This is a genomic window from Capnocytophaga sp. oral taxon 863 str. F0517, from assembly GCF_000466425.1.
In the GTDB taxonomy this organism is placed as follows: Bacteria; Bacteroidota; Bacteroidia; order Flavobacteriales; family Flavobacteriaceae; genus Capnocytophaga.
Genome location: NZ_KE992171.1, coordinates 264,964 through 286,063, shown reverse-complemented (window position 1 = coordinate 286,063; position 21,100 = coordinate 264,964). Strand labels below are relative to the sequence as shown.

Sequence of the window (21,100 nt, the reverse complement as noted above, 5' to 3'; positions counted from 1 at the left end):
GAAAAAACTATTAAAATCAAAAAAATAGCAGTATATTTGCCACCACTTTCATCCCTTAAAAGTCATTTCATTTATGCAATCGCTTATAGAAGGCACAATCATACTGATAGACAAGCCCCTACACTGGAGTTCGTTCCAAGCGGTCAATAAGCTCAAGTGGGCTATTATGAAGAAATATCGCCTCAAGAAGTTCAAGATAGGCCATGCTGGCACCCTTGATCCCTTGGCCACCGGCCTGCTCATCCTCTGTACTGGGAAATATACCAAGCAAATCCCTCAAATACAGGATGCCCCCAAGGTATATACCGGTACCATTGAATTGGGAGCTACCACCCCCTCTTACGACCTGGAAACAGAGGTCGATGCCTACTTCCCTACCGAACATATTACCGATGTCCTCATCGAGGAGGTAAAGCGACAATTTATAGGCGAACTCACCCAAGCCCCTCCCCTATTTTCAGCTATTAAGAAAAACGGAAAGCGCCTCTATGAGTTGGCTCGCAAGGGAGAGACCACTGAGGTACCCCTAAGAGCCATTACCATCCATGAATTGGCGCTGGAGCGCACAGCCGAAAAAGAGCTGAGCTTCAGGGTACATTGTAGCAAGGGTACCTATATCCGTTCCTTAGCCCATGATATTGGTAAGGCCTTAGGCAGTGGTGCCCACCTAACTTCGCTAAGGCGTACCCAAATAGGCACCCACTCCGTGGCAGAGGCCTATGCCCCAGAGGCATTTGTACAGCAATTCTTAAACCATACCTTAGATGACCCTAAAACAATTCTTTAAACGCGAGCTATCCGCCCTAAGTATGACCGGTAAGGAAAGGGCTTTTGTCATTACCTTAGTCATCATGCTCTCTATGTTGGTTTGCTTCATCATCATAAAAGTCAGAAACACCCCTGAGGAAATTTGGCTTGAAATCCCCCCTGCCGAGGAAGTAGCCAAGCTCTTAGAGGAAGAAAAGAAGGTAGAAAATACGGAGGAGCCCCTCGTAACCAACAATTCCCCTATTACCACCCAAGCCTATAACCAAGCCGATAAGCGTATCCAGCATACCGAAGCGCTCAAAAGCTTGGATGAGCTTTTGGCCGAACAGAAGGCACAACAAGCCCAAACCTCTGAAGCCCCCCAAACAGAAGAAGGTATAGGTGATTCTAAGGCAAAGGTGGAACCCTACAAAGTGAACGATGGCATGTCCTTCAAGGAATTAGAAAAATACAAACCCCTTGCCAACGACCAAAAAAGAGCCAACAAGCGCACCCTGATTTCTTATTACCTAAGTGACAGAGAGGCTATCACCGAACTGCCCAACCCCATCTATACCTGTGAGGAATCCGGCAAGGTGGTTGTCAATATCACCGTGGATGGCCAAGGGTACGTCACCGATGCCTCCTATAACAAAAGTGCTTCTACCACGGCTAACGGTTGCCTGATTGATAATGCCATCCATTACGCACGCAAGGCACGCTTTGATAGGAGCGACAAAAACAAACAAGTCGGAACTATTACTTACCTATTCCAATGATACGTACCGCCACCCCCTCGGATGCCCCCTTCGTGGCTCCCCTTATGTTTCAGGCCATGTCTGAAATTGTTTTCAAACTGATCAAACAAGAAGATTCCCAAGAAGCCATCCGCTTTTTGGAAAGGCTCTTTATTCAGGAGAACAACCAGTATTCGTATCAGAATACTTTAGTCTATGAAAAAGAGTCACAAATTCTCGGTTCACTAGTCTATTACAATGGTGCCCATATAGCACCTCTCTCCGAGGCGGTATTTGACTTTGTCAAAACCTCTTACGGACATGACGTCCGTTTGGAGAAAGAGACCCAAGCCGGAGAGTATTATATAGATACCCTCAGTGTCTCCCCCAAGGTGCAAGGCAAAGGTATCGGCTCCTCCCTACTACTCCACCTCAAGGAACAGCTCAAAGGAGAGACCATAGGGCTATTAGTCTCCATGGACAACCCCCAAGCCGAAAAGCTCTACCTGCGCATGGGCTTTGTATATGCCGACATGAAGATGCTCGCTGGAGCTCCCTACAAGCACCTGATATACCAGTCTTAAGGCGTTAATTAATCATTAAACATTTATTATTTACCATTATTTTCACTATCTTTGCAGATAAGAAATAAGTCATCTTATGAATATAAAAGATTTACAAGAGAAAGTAGAGACTGCGTGGGAAAACCGCCGCTTGCTTTCCGACGAAGCCACTATGAACGCTATAGATGCCACTATAGACCTACTTGACCGTGGCGAATTACGAGTAGCTACCCCCACCGAACAGGGTTGGCAAGTGCATGAATGGGTCAAAAAAGCAGTCATCCTATACTTTCCTTTCCGCAAAATGGAAACCAAAGAAGTGGGTATCTTCGAATACTATGACAAGATCCCTCTCAAACATAACTATGAGGACAAGGGGGTACGGGTAGTCCCTCCTGCTACCGCGCGCCGTGGCGCCTATTTAGCTCCAGGAGTGGTATTGATGCCTTCTTATGTGAATATTGGTGCCTATGTGGATAGCGGTACTATGGTAGACACCTGGGCTACGGTAGGAAGTTGTGCCCAAGTAGGTAAAAATGTACACATCAGCGGAGGGGTAGGTATCGGTGGCGTATTGGAACCCCTACAAGCAGCCCCTGTTATCATAGAAGATGGCGCCTTCTTAGGCTCTCGCTCCATCATAGTAGAAGGGGTACGTGTAGAGAAAGAAGCGGTCTTAGGCGCTAATGTGGTGCTGACTGCCTCCACCAAGATCATAGATGTAACAGGCGAAAAACCTGTAGAATACAAGGGCTATGTCCCTGCCCGCTCCGTGGTGATTCCAGGGAGCTATACCAAGCAATTCCCAGCAGGTGCCTACCAAGTGCCCTGCGCTCTTATTATCGGGCAACGCAAAGCCTCTACCGACCTAAAAACTTCACTTAACGAAGCACTTAGGGATTTTAATGTAGCGGTATAAATCATAACAATGTTATATTTTTATTAATCTCTATCTTTTTCTATAGCTACGCAAAAACATTGCGCAGCAGGGTTGTAATTTTGCACCCAGAAAGAGAGATTAACATAGGACAGTAGCTCAATTGGGTAGAGCAGGTAATGGTGAGATTATACTCTTTTAGCAGGTCAATTACCATTTACTTCTGAGCTTCTAACTCCCTGGTTGCGGGTTCGAGTCCCGTCTGTCCTACAAAAAACAACTAAGAAAGGTCAAACAGAAGTTACTTCTCTCTTTTAGGTTAAGATTTACTTCTGTGATTACCTTTCTTTTTTTTATTGTATAATGCTATGGAAAAGATAACCGCCCTACTGAAAGTTGCTCTAAGACAAAACGCTTTATTTGTCCCTGATTCTATGGTTTCACAAAGAGCTATACAGCCAGGTACCTTGGAATTGATAGCTGCCCTACGCCAATATGGCTTTGGGGTTACTGAAGACCTTTTGCATGCTATCAATGGTACTACCAATGAATACCGCCAAACAGTTGTCAAGGTGATAAAGGAGGTACTTCATGTGAAACTCAACTGGGCGCCCCTTATCAAAAACTGGGAAGTCCCTACAGGGGAAAGTTACATAGATCATCTTATCACTGCTTTTTTCAATCAAAATCCAGAGCTGATCAAATATGACAATGAGTTTTATGAAGATTATTATTACTATGAAAAAGAAGATGAAAGCTACAAGGACTATGATATCCCTAAGCAAGAACGTTTTTTAGCCTGTGGACACTATATTCCTTATGGTACTTTCCCACTGTGGCGCTACAATGGTTGTCCTTTCTGTGGTACCCCTTTTGAATTGGGAGAAATAGAATATCAAGGACAAGGTAGCAAACTCAAAATTCTCGACCTTTGGCGTGAGGCGGAGGCCAATACCTTTTTCCAAAACCTATTAAGCTCCAAAACAGCCTTGGATGCCACTCAGGCCGATTCCCTTAAGCTGCTGTTACCTTATTTCTCGGTGGCTGCTGGGACTCGTATTGGTATGAAGGAGACACTTGTCTTAGTAGTAGATAGCTATATTGCTCAGGCTAAGGAGGCCGAGGCAGGAGCTTGTTTTAGCTCTCCTACTGATATATTGCGCTATTTGTGGTATAAGAAAACCAGCTTTTTACAAATTGTAGAGCCCAAGACAATCATCAAGAAAGAATCTAAGAATTACAGCCATATTACCAAATCTTTAGACAAACACCTCTCTGCCAAAGAAAGGGCGCAAAAAGAACTCAAGCTCAAGTACTCCCGCCAAGAATGTGCCAGGGTGGCACGTTGGCTCAATGTCTTACCGCTTTCGGCAGAAAAGGCGTGTGAGATCATGCACCCTAAGCGTGAGATGTGGGTGCGCTTTATTCGTGCCTTGCGCTTGGCAGAATACAGCAAGAAGAAGGGCTTTGAAAAGCTCGGTACCCTCTTAGATGTCTTCTATAACGAGCGTTATAGTGTATGGCAAGCCGAGCTAAATGCCGCTTACCTGAATATGGATAGCGAAAAGGCTTTTTCCCTACTCAAACAGCGCCCTGGGGTCTTTGCCCGCTCTCTCTTTGCTTGTATGCTTTGGCTGGGAGCCGACGAGACGCTCGATGCCTTCAAGGAAATCATAGACCAAGTACCTACTCGCCTACTCTTTACCCTGAATATGTATGCCGATTTGTACTTCAGCAAGGAGGGAAAGCGTAGTGTACAGACTATTTTGGGAACTCGAGTAGAAATTCCTAAGCATCCTTTAGTTATAGAGAGCTATAATGAGGCGCAATTGGCTGAGATGAAGGCTAAGATAGAAGATCTTTGCTTATGGACAATACAGCATCAGTTCGCTAAGGAGGAAAATGAGCACCATTTTATCTATATAGACCCACAACTCTATCATATTCCTTTACCTATAGGGGATAGAAGCCATAATGTACATGACTTCAACGCGACCCTTATGGGAACTCGTTTCCCATTAGAGGGTAATGAGATACGCCTTTTTATGCAATGGGGAAAAGACCTACCTGCTCAGCATCTCGATATGGACTTGTCCTGCCGTATTGTCTATCAGGATAGGACGGATACTTGCTCTTTTGGACGACTTACCACCTTAGGTTGCCAGCATAGTGGCGATATTCGCAGTATTCCTGACAAAGTAGGTACGGCCGAGTATATCAATATTGATGTCAATACCTTGCGTCAGCATAAGGCCAGATATGTAACCTTTGTCTGCAATGCGTATTCCAATGGTGCTTTGTCGCCTAACTTAGTAGTAGGTTGGATGGATAGCAAGCATAAGATGAAAGTATCCGAACGCACAGGGGTTGCTTATGACCCTTCCGCGGTGATTCATCAGGTGCGTATCACCCAGCCCTTGCAGAAGGGGCTACTCTTTGGGGTGTTGGACGTAGAGGCTAAGGAAATTATCTGGATGGAACTCCCTTTCCAAGGACAAGTAGTGCAAACACTTTCTATAAGTGGCGTAAAAACGCTCTTAGAGAAACTCAATAGCAAGCTCACTATCGGAAAACTACTAAAACTCAAAGCCAAAGCCCAAGGTCTACAAATAGAAACGGATCCCGTCCTTGCCGACGAGGTCTATGATATGCAGTGGGCGGGACAAGGAAAGGTGAGTGAGTTATTTTTTAAATAATTTTCCAAATATATTTTATGGTTTGGAGAAAAAACATTACATTTGTGGCAAATTTTAAAGATAATACCATGAATCACAACATCAAACCCGGAGTTGCAGTAGGAAAAGAAGTACAAGAGATTTTCCAATATGCAAAGCAAAAAGGTTTTGCCCTTCCTGCTACCAATGTCATCAGTTCCAACAGTATCAATGGCGTATTAGAAGCTGCCGCTGCGATGAAAGCCCCTGTAATTATCCAATTCTCCAACGGAGGAGCCCAATTTATGGCTGGTAAAGGCCTTTCTAACGAAGGTCAAAAGGCGGCTATCTTAGGAGCTATTGTAGGAGCGAAACAAGTACACCAGTTGGCCGAAGCCTACGGAGTTACTGTTATCCTACATACCGATCACTGTGCCAAGAAGTTACTCCCTTGGATTGATGGACTTTTGGATGCCTCTGAAGAACACTTCAAGGCTACTGGTAAACCCCTTTTCAGCTCTCATATGATAGACCTTTCTGAGGAACCACTCAAAGAAAATATCGAAATCTGTAAGAAATACCTCGAGCGAATGAGCAAAATGGGAATGACTCTTGAGATAGAACTCGGTATCACTGGAGGGGAAGAAGATGGGGTGGATAATTCCGATGCGGACGAATCCCGCCTCTACACCCAGCCTGAGGATGTAGCCTATGCTTACGAACAATTGCTCAAGGTAAGCCCACAATTTACCATTGCAGCGGCTTTCGGTAATGTACATGGAGTATACAAGCCAGGTAATGTGAAACTTACCCCTAAGATCCTAAGAAACTCACAAGAGTATATTTCTAAGAAATACAATGTAGCTCACAACACTATTGACTTTGTATTCCATGGAGGTTCCGGCTCTACCCTTGAGGAAATCCGAGAAGCCATCAGCTATGGTGTGGTGAAGATGAATATAGATACTGACCTCCAATATGCCTTCACCGAAGGCGTACGTGACTATATGAAGCAAAAAGCCGACTATCTCCAAGGCCAAATAGGCAACCCTGAAGGAGCTGATGTCCCTAACAAAAAGCACTATGACCCTCGTGTATGGCTTAGAGAAGGCGAAAAGACTTTCATTGCACGTGTAAAGAAAGCCTTCGAAGACCTTAACAATGTGAATACTTTATAAAACGCTACATTCATAAGAAAAAGCACTGCCCGAAAGGTAGTGCTTTTTTATTTTTTTGCCCTTTACTGAAAAGTCTCTATTGCTTCATAGAAATCTTGTTCGTCTATACCGAGATTTTGGCAGAGCCATTTGGCGCCTGATAGGTAATTCATATGCTCCTTGCCTGAAATCATTAGGGGCATTTCACCCTCAGGGGTAACCAGGTAAGTAGTGCCTCCACTGACCTGATGTGGAGCTGTCCCATAGGGCATCAGGCGCAATTGGTTTTCTGTACTTTCTACCACAGCTTTAAGGGCTGTATCTTCGTCGTTATACAACAATATTCCCCCTTTGGTAATGGTATTTATAAAATCGGCATACATCTGCTGCTTATCTTCCTCTATATGGCTAATCAGTGCAAGAGTTGGACGATAAAGCTGAAATATAGGCACTTGTTCTATCTGTGTGGGAGTATCATTACCCTCAATAAGTACAAATTCCGCCTCAGAAGAATACTTACAACTAGGAGTGTTCCCTATGGGCGATTCTAAAAAATAATCTATCTCCCTTGACAAATAGTCCATGGTATGCAATACCATTGCCGCTATGATATTTCTTCCTTGAGTACCAGAGATGACTACTCTAGTTTTCATCTTATGCAATTCATAGAGAAAAGCTCCATAAGAATAAATAGGCAATTGGAGCTCCTGTGCCTTTTGCCATTGTGGATGTGTAGTTGAGATACCCTCTGCCACCACTACTGCTTCTATATTTGGAGTGAGTGTTTCCCCTGAAGTACTTACTGAAACCTCATGCACAGACGATAGTGCTGCTACAAGGGATTGCAAGAAAGGTTCTCCCTCTGTAATAAAGTGTATTTTCATCGTTGTTATTTAGAACTGCAAATTTACAAAAAAATAGCTTTCTATTCTGATTTTTTTTTCAATTATATGTTTTATCTTTGCTGCATAAAACTATATAAAATTATTTTTATGAACAGATTTAGAAAAATGGTAACCGTAGTTACTGCTCTTTTTGCCTTGCAGGCTGCTATGGCACAGGATGATGTACAAATCACTTTTGACAAACTTCCTGCCAAGGATGAGGGTATTGTAAAAGCCTATTCCCCTAAAGATGATGTACAAATCACTTTTGACGAACTTCCTGCCAAGGCTCAGAGTTTTGTAAAAACCCATTTCCCTAAAGAAGAAGTCGCTTCAGTATGGAAAGACATAGAAATAGAAATGCTTCGTGTAGAGGATTATACAGTAGCTCTAAGCAATGGAACCAAAGTAGAATTCCTTCCTAATGGAGAATGGAAAGAAATAAAAAAATCAAGAGGTTCTGAAATTCCTGCAAAGATTATTCCTAATGGGATTGCCCAATATGTAAGCCAGAATTACAGTGGTCATCCTATTAAGAAAATCAGTAAAGAACGCAATGGATACGAAGTAGAACTCATTGGAGGAACTTATTTAGAATTTAGCCGAAACGGAAAATTCCTACGTATAGACGACTAATCAAAAATAAAAAAATCGGGAGTACATCCCGATTTTTTTATTCATTCATACTCATAAGGAACTCTTCATTGTCCTTTGTTTTCTTTATTCCATCTTGGATAAGCCCATAGCCTCCACTATATTCATATCGGATAGGTACTTACGAGCAATCCACATACGCTGGAGTGTATTTTCATCCTCTCTATAATAAAGTACATTTTCATCGTTGTTATTTAGGACTGCAAATTTACAAAAAAAATAGCTTTCTATTCTGATTTTTTTTCAAATATATATTTTATTTTTGCCACATAAAACTATATAAAATTATTTTTATGAACGTGTTCAGAAAAATCGCGACGGTAGTTACCGTACTTTTCGCCGTGAATTTTGCTACAGCTAAAGACATGCAAATCCAGTTCAGCGAGTTGCCACAGAAGGCGCAAACCTTTGTAAAAACTCATTTTTCTCAGAACGATGTAGCTTCCGTATGGAAAGATACTGAACTACTCGTTGTGGAGGATTACACTGTGGTGCTAAACAATGGTACTGAAATTGAGTTCTACTCCAATGGAGATTGGAAAGAGGTCAAAGCTCGTGGTACTCAAATTCCTGCCAAGATTATCCCTGGAAGTATTTCCCAGTATGTAAGCCAACAATTCAGCGGCAACAACATCAAGAAAATTTCTAAAAAACGCTATGGCTACGAGGTGGAACTCACCGGAGGTACTGACTTAGAATTTGACAAAAATGGCAAATTCTTACGTATAGACGACTAACTATTCAAAAAGAACAAAAATCGGGAGCTTTCTCCCGATTTTTGTTATTCGTTCATACTCATAAGGAACTCCTCATTGTCTCTTGTTTTCTTCACTCTGTCATGGATGAATTCCATTGCTTCCACCAAGTTCATATCGGATAGGTACTTGCGAGCAATCCATATACGCTGGAGGGTCTTTTCATCTTGCAAGAGGTCATCACGGCGGGTAGAAGAGTTTACCAAATCAATAGCAGGGAAGATACGCTTGTTGGCAATACGTCGGTCGAGCTGCAATTCCATGTTACCAGTACCCTTGAACTCTTCGAAGATGACATCGTCCATCTTGGAACCAGTATCAGTAAGAGCAGTAGCGATAATGGAGAGGGAGCCTCCGTTTTCTATATTACGAGCCGCCCCGAAGAAACGCTTCGGCCTATGCAGGGCATTGGCATCCAAACCACCTGTTAGCACTTTTCCGGAGGTAGGCTGTACAGTATTGTAGGCACGTGCCAGGCGGGTAATGGAATCCAAGAGGATGACCACATCGTGGCCACACTCTACCAAGCGCTTGGCTTTTTCCAATACAATATTGGCTATTTTGACATGTTCGGTAGCCTCCTTATCAAAGGTAGAGGAGATAATCTCCCCGCGCACACTGCGCTGCATATCAGTCACCTCCTCAGGACGTTCGTCAATAAGCAGTACCATCAGGTACACCTCGGGGTGGTTATCGGATATAGCGTTGGCAATATCTTTGAGCAAGCTCGTTTTCCCGGTTTTAGGCTGGGCGACAATCATCCCGCGCTGTCCTTTTCCTATAGGTGCAAAAAGATCAATGATACGGGTAGAGATAGAACTTCTACGTCCTGACAGATTAAATTTTTCATTGGGGAATATCGGAGTTAGGTTATCAAAAGTCACCCTATCTCTTACCGATTGGGGGTCACAACCATTGATTTTCAATACCTTAATCAGAGGATAGTACTTTTCTCCTTCCTTAGGAGGTCGCACGGTACCCAATACGGTATCTCCTGTACGCAAGCCAAAAAGGCGAATCTGGGAGGGAGAAACATAGATATCATCCGGAGAGGCCAAATAGTTGAAATCCGAAGAGCGGAGGAAGCCATAGCCATCAGCGACCATCTCGAAGACCCCTTCGCACTCTACAATCCCCTCAAACTCAAAGTCGGGAGAGCGATAGCGGTTTTTCTTTTCCTTATCGAAATTCTCAATGGTAACCTTAGGGGTATTATTGTGATTAGGTGCTGTATTATTAGGCTGGGAAAGGATATTGGGCTGGGAAGCAGTGGGCTGCTGAGGTGTATTTTGCTGTTGAGAAGCCAAGTGATTGGGCTGCTGAGGCGCACTCTCCCCTGAAGTTGCTTTCACTGAAGTAGGAGCTTCTCCTTTCTTGGCAACCAGCGCAGGAGTCTCCCCATCTTTGCGCTCTTGCTTAGGAAAATTATTCGATTTCTTTTCCTTATTAGTCTTTTGATTTTGAGGATATTTCCCTTTGTTTTCTTTGGAGGGTTGCTCAGGTGTTTTCCCTGTAGTCTTCGGTGAAGCATCCTTATTTTCTACAGCAACTGGCTTATTCTCCTTGGGTTGGGAGTCTTTTTTGTTATTTTCTTTTTGGGGACGCGCTTCCTTCTTCTTGGCCTGTCCTGTGGTTTTTTCCTTTTTTTCCTCCTGAGTATTAGCTACTTGAGGAGATAGTATAGAAGCAGGATTTTCGGCTTGGAAGTCAATAATACGATAGATAAGTTCTTCTTTTTTAAGCGTTTTGAACTTTTTCATTCCTAAAGACTGTGCAATCTCTTGCAAGTCAGGAAGTTTCTTCTCCTTTAGATCGGAAATTTCAAACATATATTCTGTATAAGTTGATATGAGTTTTATTTAGAAAGATATTGCATATAAGCCCCTTAAATAGGATAGGTACTTATTTTCTTTTTCAGAAAGAGATTTTAGAGAAAATTATAGTTGGGAATGTTTTGAGAATAGCAGCGGTAGCGACAAGGAGACTACCTTAATTTTCAAAGACTTGCTTTGAGATGGCAAAGATACACATTTTTTTTAAGGAAAAACATTTTTTCATAAAAAATTTTTTTATTACCTTTGCCCTCGAATAATTCAATAACATGATCCAACGTATTCAGACCGTTTACATGCTGATAGTGAGCATTATAAGTGGAATTGCTTTTTTTTATAGCTTTAGAGATTGGATATCTTTATTACTTTTTCTTACAAGTTGCTTATTATCCATAGCTGCTATAGTTATAGTATTTTTAAAAGAACAACATCAACTAAAAAAACAACATCGACAACATCAATTTGTTTTGAACAGATTCAACATATTGAGTAACCTTATTTTACTGGGTGTATTTTCGTGGAGGGTGCTACAATCATCTGGAGAAAATTCGTTTTCTGAGAAAGGTGTTCAGCTCGTAGTTCCATTCATTTCTATCGTATTTTTGTTCTTGGCCAATCGCGCCATCCGCAGGGACGAAGAATTGGTAAAATCAGCAGACCGACTACGTTAGTACCAAGTAACTTTGTGTGTAAAAGCTATCCTATACGCTATAGGGTAGCTTTTTTTATAGCACTTTCCCAATCTCAAGAATTTTTTTCTATAATTTTTTAAGATAACGCTTGTATAATTACAAATTTATATGTACATTTGCAGTACTGAATGGTGAATTTTAATCACTTACAAAAATAGAATTATGAGGAACATTTTTTATTATTTATCAGCACTGCTGCTACTGGTAGGCTGTTCCAAGCAAAGTGGACTGAAGGATAGCGACCCTGCCCTATTTCGGGAGTATATCACTGGCTTCAGTGCAGGAACTATTTCCGCCGATGGGCCTATAGAGGTGGTACTCACCGAAGCTCCTGATGAGGACAAAATCAAAGATATAGACCCCTCCCAGCTCTTCGAGTTCTCAGAAAAAGTGGAAGGTTCGGTTGTCTTTGAAGGAAACTTGCTTCGCTTCAACCCTTCTAAGAGCTTGGAGCACAATAAGGAGTATGGCGTTATCTTCCATTTGGACAAACTCTTTGAGGTGAAAAAGGACTTAAAAGCGTTTGTTTTCCATGTACGTACCCAAAGTCTCCTTTTTGAGGTCAATCTCCGTGACTTACAGTCCTATAACCGAGATTATTATTTTCTCAATGGTTATGTGGAGGCCAGCGACAATATCGATCCGGCGCTATTGCCGGAGCTAATTACGGCTTCTATGGATGGAAAGCGTTTTCGTATCAAGCCCCAAGGCTCGGAGCGCAGCACCCGCATCGCCTTTATCGTAGATAGTATCTACTCCCCCAAGGAGCCCCAGACCCTCCGTGTTAGCTGGGACGGAAGCGACTATGATATCGAAAGCCAGGGCGAAAGCTCCCTGACTATTCCCTCCAACGACCAATTCGGTGTGGTACAACTACTTCAGAATGAGGGCGAGTATAACTCTTTCAGCATCGTATTCTCTGCTCCCTTGGACAAGAGCCAAGACCTTCGTGGCCTTATCGCAGTGAGTGGTTATGAGGGAGACCTCCGCTATACCTTCTCCGGCAATACCCTCAAGCTCTATGCCGATGAGAACTTCGAGAAAGAACTCACCATAGGAGTCTTCCAAGGTATCCGAAGCCAATATGGGGAGCGTATGACCCATGACTATAGCGGTAAGCTAACTTTCGATCCTATCAAGCCCGAAGTACGCTTTGTCCGCAACGGTACCATACTGCCTAGCTCCCAAAACTTAAAGGTGAACTTCCAGACCATCAACCTTAGGGCTGTGGAGGTGAGCGTGATGAAAATCTATCAGAACAACATTCTGCAATTCTTGCAGGACAATAACCTCAATGGTTCCTATAACCTACGCCGTGTGGGAGCTACCATCGCTCGTAAGGTATTACCTATCCAAGCCGCAGGAAAGACAGCCCTTTCCAAATGGAGTACCCATGCCATCGATCTTTCCAAGCTCATCTCTCCAGAGCCTGGGGCTATCTATCGCATCAAAATAGATTTCAAGCAGGAATATGCAATCAATTGCAATGATGACAAAACCCCTATCAAGGAAGAGAACTTGGCTATAGCTGAAGAGAGTGATAGTGATTACGATGACTACGACTATTATGACTATAACTGGGATGAAAGAGATGACCCCTGCAAGAGTAGCTTCTATTACAATAGGGCTGTAGAGACCAATATCTTGGCTACCGATTTGGGAATGATTGTCAAGCGAGGAGCCAATAATGAGTATACCACCTTGGTCAATAATATCCTTACTACCGATCCGGTAAGTGGTGCTAAGGTAGAACTCTATGACTATCAACAACAAAAAATCGCCGAGGCTACCACCGATAACCAAGGAAAAGCCTTTGTTACCACTACCAAACGTGCCTATTTTGCCATTGCCCGAAAGGATAAGAACAACACCTATGCTAAGATAGACGACGGTTCTTCCCTATCGGTAAGCAAATACGAGGTAGATGGCTTAGAACTTGATAAAGGACGTAATGGCTATATCTATACTGAACGTGGTGTATGGCGCCCTGGAGACGAGATCTCGGTAGGCTTTATCTTCAATGATTTTGCCAATAAGCTCCCCGAAAATCTCCCTATCAAGCTCACCTTCTCCGACCCCAATGGGAAGGTCGTACAACAGTTGGTCAAGACCTCAACCCCCGAGAATCATTACTTATTCCATCTCAAGACCGATCCCAATGCCCTTACCGGTAATTGGACATGTCAAATTGTAGTAGGCAATAGTACTTATTCCAAAACGATCAAGGTAGAGACCATCAAACCCAACCGATTGAAAATCAACAATAGTCTTTCGGAAAAATTGATTTCCAGCGAAGGAGAAAACGCCTTCCTACAAGTGGATTGGCTACAGGGAGTGCCCGCAGGCAATATCAAGGTAGACATCACAGGCAAGCTCTATCCCAAGACCCAACCTTTCAAGGGGTATGAGAGCTATACCTTCCACAATACCTCCTTTGGCTTCTCCTCTGAGGAGCTATCCATATTCAGCGGAAGTACTGATGAGCAAGGAAAAACCTCGTTCTTCTTCTTGCCCAAAGAACTGAAGGATGCTACCCAAATGCTGAAAATCAACCTCCTTACCCAAGCCAATGAGCAAGGGGGTGACTTCAGTACCGATGTAACCTCAGCAACCTTCTCTCCCTTCGCCTCCTATGTAGGGATTAAGGCACCGAATGAGGATTATTATTATGAGACCAGCCAAAATATCAAGTTCCAAACTGTGGTACTCTCCGAAAGAGGAAAGCCTCTAGGAGGTCACAGGGTGAAGCTCTATGCTTATAAAATCGATGATAACTGGTGGTGGGATGTTTCCGACTATAACATTTCCAATTATAACTCCTCCTCCTCCAAGACCTTAGCCTTCACTGAAGAGGCCACCACAGGGGGCGATGGACGTGCTTCCTTCAATATCTTTGTAGATGGAACCTCCTCTGGTCGTTACTTCCTCTTAGTTGAAGATATGCAAAGCCATCATGAGGCTGGTATTGGTGCCCGCTTCTACTCCTTGGGAGACTATAGTGATGAAGCCGGTACCGAGGCAACCATGCTCATGCTCTCCACCAATAAGAAAGACTATAAGGTCGGGGAAAAGGCAACCGTCTCCTTCCCCTCTGATGCCAATGGTCGTGCGCTGATCTCAGTGGAGAATGGTAGCAAGGTGCTTTCCACCTATTGGGTCAATACCCAAAAAGGAAAAACCAGCTATGAGGTACCTGTCACTGCTGAAATGGCACCCAATGCCTATCTGTATGTGACGCTCTTGCAGCCCCATGCCCAGACCCAAAACGATGCGCCTATTCGCCTCTATGGTATCGCGCCTATCTCGGTATACAACCCCAAGACGAAGCTGGAACCCGTTATAGAAATGCCCGAGGTGTTGCGCCCTGAAAAACAAGTGACTATCAAGGTTAGAGAAAAATCCGGCAAACCGATGAGTTATTCCTTGGCTATTGTGGAGGACGGATTGCTCGACCTTACCCGATTCAAGACCCCCAACCCTTGGAATACCTTCTTTGCCAAAACCGCCTTGGGTGTCAAGACTTGGGATATCTATACCCATGTCATCGGTGCTTTCGGAGGTACTATCAATCAGATATTTAGCATAGGGGGTGACGAAGACTTAGGGGTCGGCAAGGCTAAAAAAGCCAACCGCTTCAAGCCGCTGACCATCGTAAAAGGGCCTTTCTTCCTCAAGGGAGGAAGCCAAAGCCATCAGATAGACATCCCCAACTACATAGGCTCAGCCCGTGTGATGGTAGTAGCCTCCAATGTCAAAGAAAATGCCTTCGGTAGTGCAGAGAAAACCACCACCATTACAAGTCCGGTAATGGTACTGGCTTCCCTACCCAGAAAAGCCGTACCAGGGGAAACCATCACCCTACCGGTTACCGTCTTTGCCAATGAAAAACAGGTGAAAAATGTTACTGTTCGGGTGAAAACGAATGAGAAATTTGCCCTATCCAGCCAAGCACAGCAGCAACTCTCCTTTAGCGAACCCGCTGAGAAGATGGCTTATTTCTCCCTCAAGGTCAATGAAACCGGTATCGGTAAGGTGACGGTAGAGGCTATCTCGGCAGGAGAGAAATCCTCCTATGAGGTAGAAATGGATGTGTACAACCCCAATCCTAAGACCTATCAGGTAAAGCGTGTGGTACTACAACCCAACGCCTCTCAAGCTATTGAATTTGAAGCATTCGGAGAAAAAGGCACCCCTAACAGTGTCTTAGAGGTCTCCTCCTTCCCTGGGGTAAACCTTGCCCAGCGTTTGAAATACCTGATCGACTATCCTCATGGCTGTGCGGAACAGCTGACCTCCAAGGGCTTCCCTCAGTTGTATTTGGCTGATTTTGAGAAGCTTTCCACCAAGCAACAAATGGAAGTACAGCAGAATGTAAGCGCCACCATACGCAAGCTCTCCGAAAATCAGCTACCCAACGGAGGTTTCTCCTATTGGCAAGGCTCCGACTATGCCGATGAGTGGGCGACTTCCTACATAGGTCAGTTCTATATAGAAGCCGAAAAACGTGGCTTCTCCTTGCCAGCAGGTAGCAAGGCCAAATGGCTTAGTTATCAGAAGATGATGGCACGCAATTGGGTATTCGATGGGCAGTACTCTACTTTCCAGCAGGCTTATCGCCTCTATACCTTGGCCTTGGCCAATAGTGCCGATATAGCCTCCATGAATAGGCTCAGGGAGATGTCCTCCTCCATGGTAAGCAATGCGGCACGGGCACGCTTGGCGGCTGCCTATGCCTTAGCTGGTCAGAAGAAAGTAGCCGAAACCTTATTCAGCAAGGTGAAGCTCGATGCTCAGGAAGATGACTATCACAACTATGGCTCCCCCCTTCGCAATAAAGCCATGGGACTGGAAACCGCCCTCCTATTAGGCAAAGCGGATTTGGCTGCTGACTTAGCCTTGGAGCTCTCCGATAAGCTCTCCTCCTCCGAGTGGCTCAGCACCCAGACGACCGCCTACAGCCTCTATGCGATGGCGCGCTATGTGGCCAAGAACAAGACCGGTAAGAGCTGGAACCTCTCCTACCAGTTAGCAAAAGACCAAGGTACCCTATCGAGCAGCGAAAGTGGCTATGCCTCTAAGGCTCTTGCCGCCTCTGTAGGAAATCACAAGCTCTCCCTACAGAACAAGTCCGGGGTGACCCTCTACGCCAGGGTCATCAGCAGTGGTATCCTACCTGTAGGCAAGGAACTGGTTCAGGAGAATGGACTGAAGATCAGCACCTCTTATACCAATAAGGGAGGAGCCCTTTCGGTAGCTTCCCTCCCACAAGGTACCCAGTTCGCCTGCACTATCTCGGTTACCAATACCACACAGAGTAGGATCTCCAATGTAGCCCTGACCCAATATGTCCCCTCCGGTTGGGAGATTGTCAATACCCGATATACCGACTATGATACCGATAGTAGCCGATGGGATTATGCCGATATTCGAGACGACAGAGCCTATATCTATTTCGACCTCTCCGCTGGAGAAACTAAGAAATTCACCCTCAAGCTCAACGCCTCCTACAAAGGAAGCTATTACCTACCCGGTACCCATGCCGAGGCTATGTATAGCAACAAATACAATACCCGTAACAAGGGAGAATGGATAAAAGTAGAATAATTAACTATAAAGTCGTATCTTTGCCGACAAATACATAAATATGATAACATTTGACCAAATTGATTTGATTCTGTTAGATGAATTACAAAGAGATAGCAAACAATCTGTAAAAGAGTTGGCTAAGAAAGTCAACCTTTCAATAACGCCTGTACATGAGCGTATCAAAAAGCTCGAAGCCCTCAATGTGATTCAGAACTATGTGGCGGTAGTCAATCCCGATGCCTTAGGCAAGACCTTAGTGGCTTATTGCCAGGTGAAGCTTGTCCGCCACCAAGAAACCCTTTTCGAAAAGTTTGAAGAATATGTCCGCAGCCTGGACGAAGTACAAGAAGCCTACTACATGGCCGGCCCATATGACTTTCTGCTGAAACTGATTCTAAGAGACATGAAGGACTATCAGAACTTTGTGGTACATAAGATCTCCAAATTGGATATTATCTCCAATATTCAGAGTGCTTTCACCATCCAAAGTATCAAAAATACTTCCATGATCAAGTGTATATTGGACGAAAATAATTAATCGTATGCACTTTGCTATAGCAGGAAATATAGGGGCGGGCAAGACCACCTTGACCGCCCTACTTGCCAAGCATTACAAGTGGGTGGCTCATTACGAAGATGTATCGGACAACCCATATTTGGACGATTTCTATGCCAATATGGAGCGATGGAGCTTCAACCTACAGGTATTTTTCCTCAATAGTCGCTTCCGTCAAATTATTGATATTCGCCAAAGCAAGAAGAATTTCATTCAGGATAGAACCATCTATGAGGATGCCTATATCTTTGCCCCCAACCTGCATGCTATGGGACTGATGGCCGAAAGAGATTTTCGCAATTATCGCGCCCTTTTCGAACTAATGGAAGGCTTCGTACAGCCCCCCGATTTGCTTATTTACCTAAGGAGTTCTATTGCCAATTTGGTCAATCAGATTCAAAAAAGAGGTCGTGAATACGAAAGTAGTATTTCTATAGACTACCTCAGTAAGCTCAATGAGCGCTACGAAGATTGGATTGGTAGTTACAATAAGGGAAAGCTCCTGATTGTAGATGTAGATAAGGTAGATTTTGTACAAAACCAAGAGGACTTAGGAGAAGTTATCCAACGTATAAATACCACTATACACGGACTTTTCTAAAGTCCTCTTTTTCATCTGTCTATATGAGTGAGGTAGTAGATAAGCATTCCCGTTACATAATCATAATTCTGTATGCCTCCTTCTTGGGCATTGGCCTTTAGGAAAGTATCATAACTTTGCTTGAAAACCGCTTCCATAGGGTTTTCATACTGTGTCCAAAAGCGATAAGCCTCTGTATAGTTTTCTAAAATACCTACGCGTAGTTGTGCCTTATAGGCATCATGCTGCTCTGTAGATAGTGCTCTTACCTCCTTCATACAATAGCGCAAGGCAAAAAGAGTAGCACTATACCTAAAATACGCTTCCTTATGGTGATAAGTAGCCAAAAAACCAATAAAATTGGCTTCCTTTTCCGAGGCATAGCCCAATTGGTGTGCCACCTCATGGGCTGCTGTTACTGGAAAGCTATAATGAGTAGCCAAGGCATTGACCTGCGCCTCTCCTGTAAAAGGATTCAGATAGCCACTATACCCCATATAGGTAAGCACTTTACTATACAAAGACGATTTGAGACTAGGAGTATAGAGCTCAAATCTGGGAAACTTATACGAAAGCACCCTATATCCCTGAGGTATCCTCTCATACACCTCTGCTGGAGTAAAAGGCATCTTCGCCGCCTGTGATGCTGAGGGTTCTAATTGTTCGTGTAAGGCATTGGCCTCCTTGATAAGTCTTTGGGTTGCCTGCTCTAGTTCTGCCTCGGTATAAGAAAAATCCCAACCCAATTGTACTGATAAGGGTTGCCTATAATAGTTGAACCCCCAAAGGAAATAAAACAAGCTCACCACTAGAACAAGTCCCTCCCCTACTTTCCTAAGGAAACGAAGAGGAGTCTTACGTAGCTGCTTAAAATACCTAACAATATAGTACACCGCCCCCAAGGGAAGTATTGTATAGAGCACATCTCCCACAGAAAAAGGAAGCCAACCGAGCAAAAAACGTACTGTTCTGCCTATATAGGGATAAAGCCCTATACTATACCACTGCTCAGTAAGTGTTGGCTCATAGCGGAAAACCCCATACAATACTACAAATAGCCCTATATAAAGGAGCTTTCCATAAGTTGTGAGGATTTTTTTCATATTTCAACTGTTTTCAAATAACCTTCCGCAAAACTCTTAATTGTTTCTGAGCAATAGTCTCCTCCTTTGGCATAAGAAATCCCCATAACTTCTAAAGCTATCTCTTTATAAGCTATTTTGCTTTGAAAGTTTTTGATTGATTCCCCCTCTACAATATCTGTTAACTGGTTACAAATACATTGTTTCATTGTATAATTTCAAAATTACTTCCTTTAGTACTTTCTACAAGTATAATCCCTCCATCACAGATAAGACAAAACCCATTTGCCTTATCTTCAATAAGGCTTTCTTGGGTTATTTCATTATAGGTAATCTCAAAAGAAGGATTGTGCCAGCTGAAATTTCCTTGTATATATTTACTCCCTATGACTATAAGATATAAGGTTGCTGTTGTGTCCTTTTCTGTAAGGTACAGCACTACTCTCTTAAATGTAGGAGCATACTGAGTCAGAAGAACACTATCCGCTTTGAATTCTTTAAGTATGGCACAAATAGTTGTGAGGTCTGTTATAGTATTCATTTCTGTAATTTCTTTTCAAAATTCGTATAATCCATTAATTTCATTTAGATTGAGGATCATATTATTGTGTTCTGACATAAAATCACGTTTTTCTTTATCCAAATAATAGATGGGTATATGATCATATTTAGGATGGGTAGGTTTTAAGTCATACAAATCGTTATCCCAATCATATTCTAAACTGAAATCGGTAATATCTACTATAAGTGCTTGTATAGAAGTCAGTTCTACAAATATATCTATACTGTTCTGAATATAATTAGCCTCTAAACTTCCTTTATAAGGATAAATACCTATGAGCTTAAGCATTCCAATAGTATTATTTTCAGATAGCAATGTTTCTATTGTTACTTTGCTTAGCTGGCTATCTCGTTCTAATCTTTCCATTTTAGGCAATTGCTCATAATGCTTATATGAGGCATTGGGAAACTTTTTGATGTTCTTTTCTTGGAAAAAATTGATAGCATCCAGTTTGCTTGTAAAAGGATTGGAAAATACTTTTTGAAGTGAGATAATCACTTCCTCTCTTATATTAGGAACAGTGTTGAAAATCAATTCTGTAAAATCTAAAATGCGACATACTGCTTTAGCGTTTTCATCTAAATTCTTTTCTATAAAGTAGCCCAATAATTGTTGCTCATCAGGGGTATTTATTCGCCCCTTAAACTTTAAGTAAGTTATCTGAAAATAGGTATTTTTGAAAACTGTCTTTTCAATAAACTCCAACCGAAAAGGAAATTTATCCTCTATATTGAAAGGAATAAAATGTACTTGTTTTTCCATATCAGAACGGATCTCCCACTATACGGGTTTTATACTCTCCTTTTACTACTTGCCAACATACTTCGTAAGCGTTGGCACCACTACCATTATGGGCAATAATGTAAATTGTATCTTCCTCTTTGTCATAATATACCGCATTATTATCAGTATACATAGCTACTTCGTACAAATCATCATAAGCACTTTTAGGGATAGATACATTTTTGCCGTTGATAGTTACAATGATACTCTTGTAATGGTCTTCAGGTATAAAGGAGGTGTCCGTACCTTGAGCTCTCTTACCATCAATGATTAACTCCTCATAATATTTATATTTTTTCTTGGTAATCTTATGCTTAGTTTTGTCAAATGGCTGTTTGGTAAGGGTTACACTGATACCTTTACCAGCAATAGTAATACTATTGCCTTGCTCTTTACCTT

General features: G+C 42.9%; 18 protein-coding genes, 1 tRNA gene and 1 pseudogene. 13 read left to right on the top strand and 7 right to left on the bottom strand.

All coding sequences use genetic code 11. The features are described from left to right. Nucleotides 1-73 precede the first annotated feature (73 nt). The 7 genes from truB to fbaA all read left to right on the top strand — a co-directional run bounded on the left by truB (nt 74) and on the right by fbaA (nt 6,756). Nucleotides 74-787 carry a tRNA pseudouridine(55) synthase TruB gene (gene truB / locus HMPREF1551_RS10645; protein ID WP_021629149.1) on the top strand — a complete coding sequence of 238 codons (714 nt, stop codon included), beginning with the start codon at nt 74-76 and terminating at the stop codon, nt 785-787. After that, nucleotides 765-1,526, top strand: coding sequence for an energy transducer TonB (locus HMPREF1551_RS10640; RefSeq protein ID WP_021629148.1), 762 nt, complete (start codon nt 765-767; stop codon nt 1,524-1,526). Before truB ends, HMPREF1551_RS10640 begins: the two co-directional genes overlap by 23 nt. Continuing rightward, nucleotides 1,523-2,068: a GNAT family N-acetyltransferase gene (locus tag HMPREF1551_RS10635; RefSeq protein ID WP_021629147.1), complete on the top strand. Its 546-nt coding sequence runs from the start codon at nt 1,523-1,525 to the stop codon at nt 2,066-2,068. The genes HMPREF1551_RS10640 and HMPREF1551_RS10635 overlap by 4 nt, the downstream gene beginning before the upstream one ends. Nucleotides 2,069-2,144: 76 nt before the next feature. Then, complete coding sequence (locus HMPREF1551_RS10630) at nt 2,145-2,966, top strand: 2,3,4,5-tetrahydropyridine-2,6-dicarboxylate N-succinyltransferase (RefSeq protein WP_021629146.1); 822 nt, start codon at nt 2,145-2,147, stop codon at nt 2,964-2,966. Nucleotides 2,967-3,072: 106 nt separating this feature from the next. Further along, a tRNA-OTHER gene (locus HMPREF1551_RS13720) sits at nt 3,073-3,194 on the top strand. A 98-nt stretch (nt 3,195-3,292) separates the two neighbouring features. After that, nucleotides 3,293-5,620 (top strand): hypothetical protein, encoded by a 2,328-nt coding sequence (locus HMPREF1551_RS10625; protein WP_021629144.1) that lies wholly within the window; start codon nt 3,293-3,295, stop codon nt 5,618-5,620. 68 nt (nt 5,621-5,688) lie between these two features. Then, nucleotides 5,689-6,756: a class II fructose-bisphosphate aldolase gene (gene fbaA / locus HMPREF1551_RS10620; RefSeq protein ID WP_034544633.1), complete on the top strand. Its 1,068-nt coding sequence runs from the start codon at nt 5,689-5,691 to the stop codon at nt 6,754-6,756. Nucleotides 6,757-6,818: 62 nt separating this feature from the next. Here the strand turns inward: fbaA and HMPREF1551_RS10615 are convergent, their stop codons facing one another. Beyond that, nucleotides 6,819-7,619, bottom strand: a complete 801-nt coding sequence (locus tag HMPREF1551_RS10615) for a hypothetical protein (RefSeq protein ID WP_021629142.1) — start codon at nt 7,617-7,619, stop codon at nt 6,819-6,821. A gap of 108 nt (nt 7,620-7,727) precedes the next feature. Here HMPREF1551_RS10615 and HMPREF1551_RS10610 point away from each other — a divergent pair, with 108 nt between their 5' ends. Both HMPREF1551_RS10610 and HMPREF1551_RS10605 read left to right on the top strand, forming a co-directional pair. After that, the gene (locus HMPREF1551_RS10610; protein ID WP_034544632.1) at nt 7,728-8,255 is read left to right on the top strand and encodes a PepSY-like domain-containing protein; all 528 of its coding nucleotides are present in this window, start codon (nt 7,728-7,730) and stop codon (nt 8,253-8,255) included. 311 nt (nt 8,256-8,566) lie between these two features. Next, nucleotides 8,567-9,010, top strand: a complete 444-nt coding sequence (locus HMPREF1551_RS10605) for a PepSY-like domain-containing protein (protein WP_021629140.1) — start codon at nt 8,567-8,569, stop codon at nt 9,008-9,010. A gap of 44 nt (nt 9,011-9,054) precedes the next feature. Here HMPREF1551_RS10605 and rho read toward each other — a convergent pair whose 3' ends face one another. Then, nucleotides 9,055-10,857, bottom strand: coding sequence for a transcription termination factor Rho (gene rho, locus HMPREF1551_RS10600; RefSeq protein ID WP_021629139.1), 1,803 nt, complete (start codon nt 10,855-10,857; stop codon nt 9,055-9,057). 272 nt (nt 10,858-11,129) lie between these two features. On the opposite strand from rho, the gene HMPREF1551_RS10595 reads away from it, so the two are divergent. From HMPREF1551_RS10595 to HMPREF1551_RS10580, 4 genes are all read left to right on the top strand, one after another. Then, nucleotides 11,130-11,531 carry a DUF4293 family protein gene (locus HMPREF1551_RS10595; protein WP_021629137.1) on the top strand — a complete coding sequence of 134 codons (402 nt, stop codon included), beginning with the start codon at nt 11,130-11,132 and terminating at the stop codon, nt 11,529-11,531. A gap of 183 nt (nt 11,532-11,714) precedes the next feature. Next, nucleotides 11,715-17,156, top strand: coding sequence for an alpha-2-macroglobulin family protein (locus tag HMPREF1551_RS10590; protein WP_021629136.1), 5,442 nt, complete (start codon nt 11,715-11,717; stop codon nt 17,154-17,156). Nucleotides 17,157-17,196: 40 nt separating this feature from the next. After that, nucleotides 17,197-17,676, top strand: a complete 480-nt coding sequence (locus HMPREF1551_RS10585) for an Lrp/AsnC family transcriptional regulator (RefSeq protein WP_021629135.1) — start codon at nt 17,197-17,199, stop codon at nt 17,674-17,676. Between the two features lie 4 nt (nt 17,677-17,680). Continuing rightward, on the top strand, nt 17,681-18,295 hold the full coding sequence (locus tag HMPREF1551_RS10580) for a deoxynucleoside kinase (protein ID WP_021629134.1): 615 nt from the start codon (nt 17,681-17,683) through the stop codon (nt 18,293-18,295). Nucleotides 18,296-18,306: 11 nt separating this feature from the next. Here HMPREF1551_RS10580 and HMPREF1551_RS10575 read toward each other — a convergent pair whose 3' ends face one another. The 5 genes and pseudogenes from HMPREF1551_RS10575 to HMPREF1551_RS10555 form a co-directional block, all read right to left on the bottom strand. Continuing rightward, nucleotides 18,307-19,377 (bottom strand): DUF3810 domain-containing protein, encoded by a 1,071-nt coding sequence (locus HMPREF1551_RS10575; protein WP_021629133.1) that lies wholly within the window; start codon nt 19,375-19,377, stop codon nt 18,307-18,309. Then, nucleotides 19,374-19,565, bottom strand: a complete 192-nt coding sequence (locus HMPREF1551_RS10570; protein ID WP_021629132.1) for a hypothetical protein — start codon at nt 19,563-19,565, stop codon at nt 19,374-19,376. The genes HMPREF1551_RS10575 and HMPREF1551_RS10570 overlap by 4 nt, the downstream gene beginning before the upstream one ends. Further along, complete coding sequence (locus HMPREF1551_RS10565) at nt 19,562-19,897, bottom strand: hypothetical protein (protein WP_021629131.1); 336 nt, start codon at nt 19,895-19,897, stop codon at nt 19,562-19,564. The genes HMPREF1551_RS10570 and HMPREF1551_RS10565 overlap by 4 nt, the downstream gene beginning before the upstream one ends. Before the next feature lie 15 nt (nt 19,898-19,912). Next, nucleotides 19,913-20,680 carry a hypothetical protein gene (locus tag HMPREF1551_RS10560; RefSeq protein ID WP_021629130.1) on the bottom strand — a complete coding sequence of 256 codons (768 nt, stop codon included), beginning with the start codon at nt 20,678-20,680 and terminating at the stop codon, nt 19,913-19,915. A 1-nt stretch (nt 20,681) separates the two neighbouring features. Continuing rightward, nucleotides 20,682-21,100, bottom strand: a pseudogene (locus HMPREF1551_RS10555) (SH3 domain-containing protein); the annotation flags it as partial.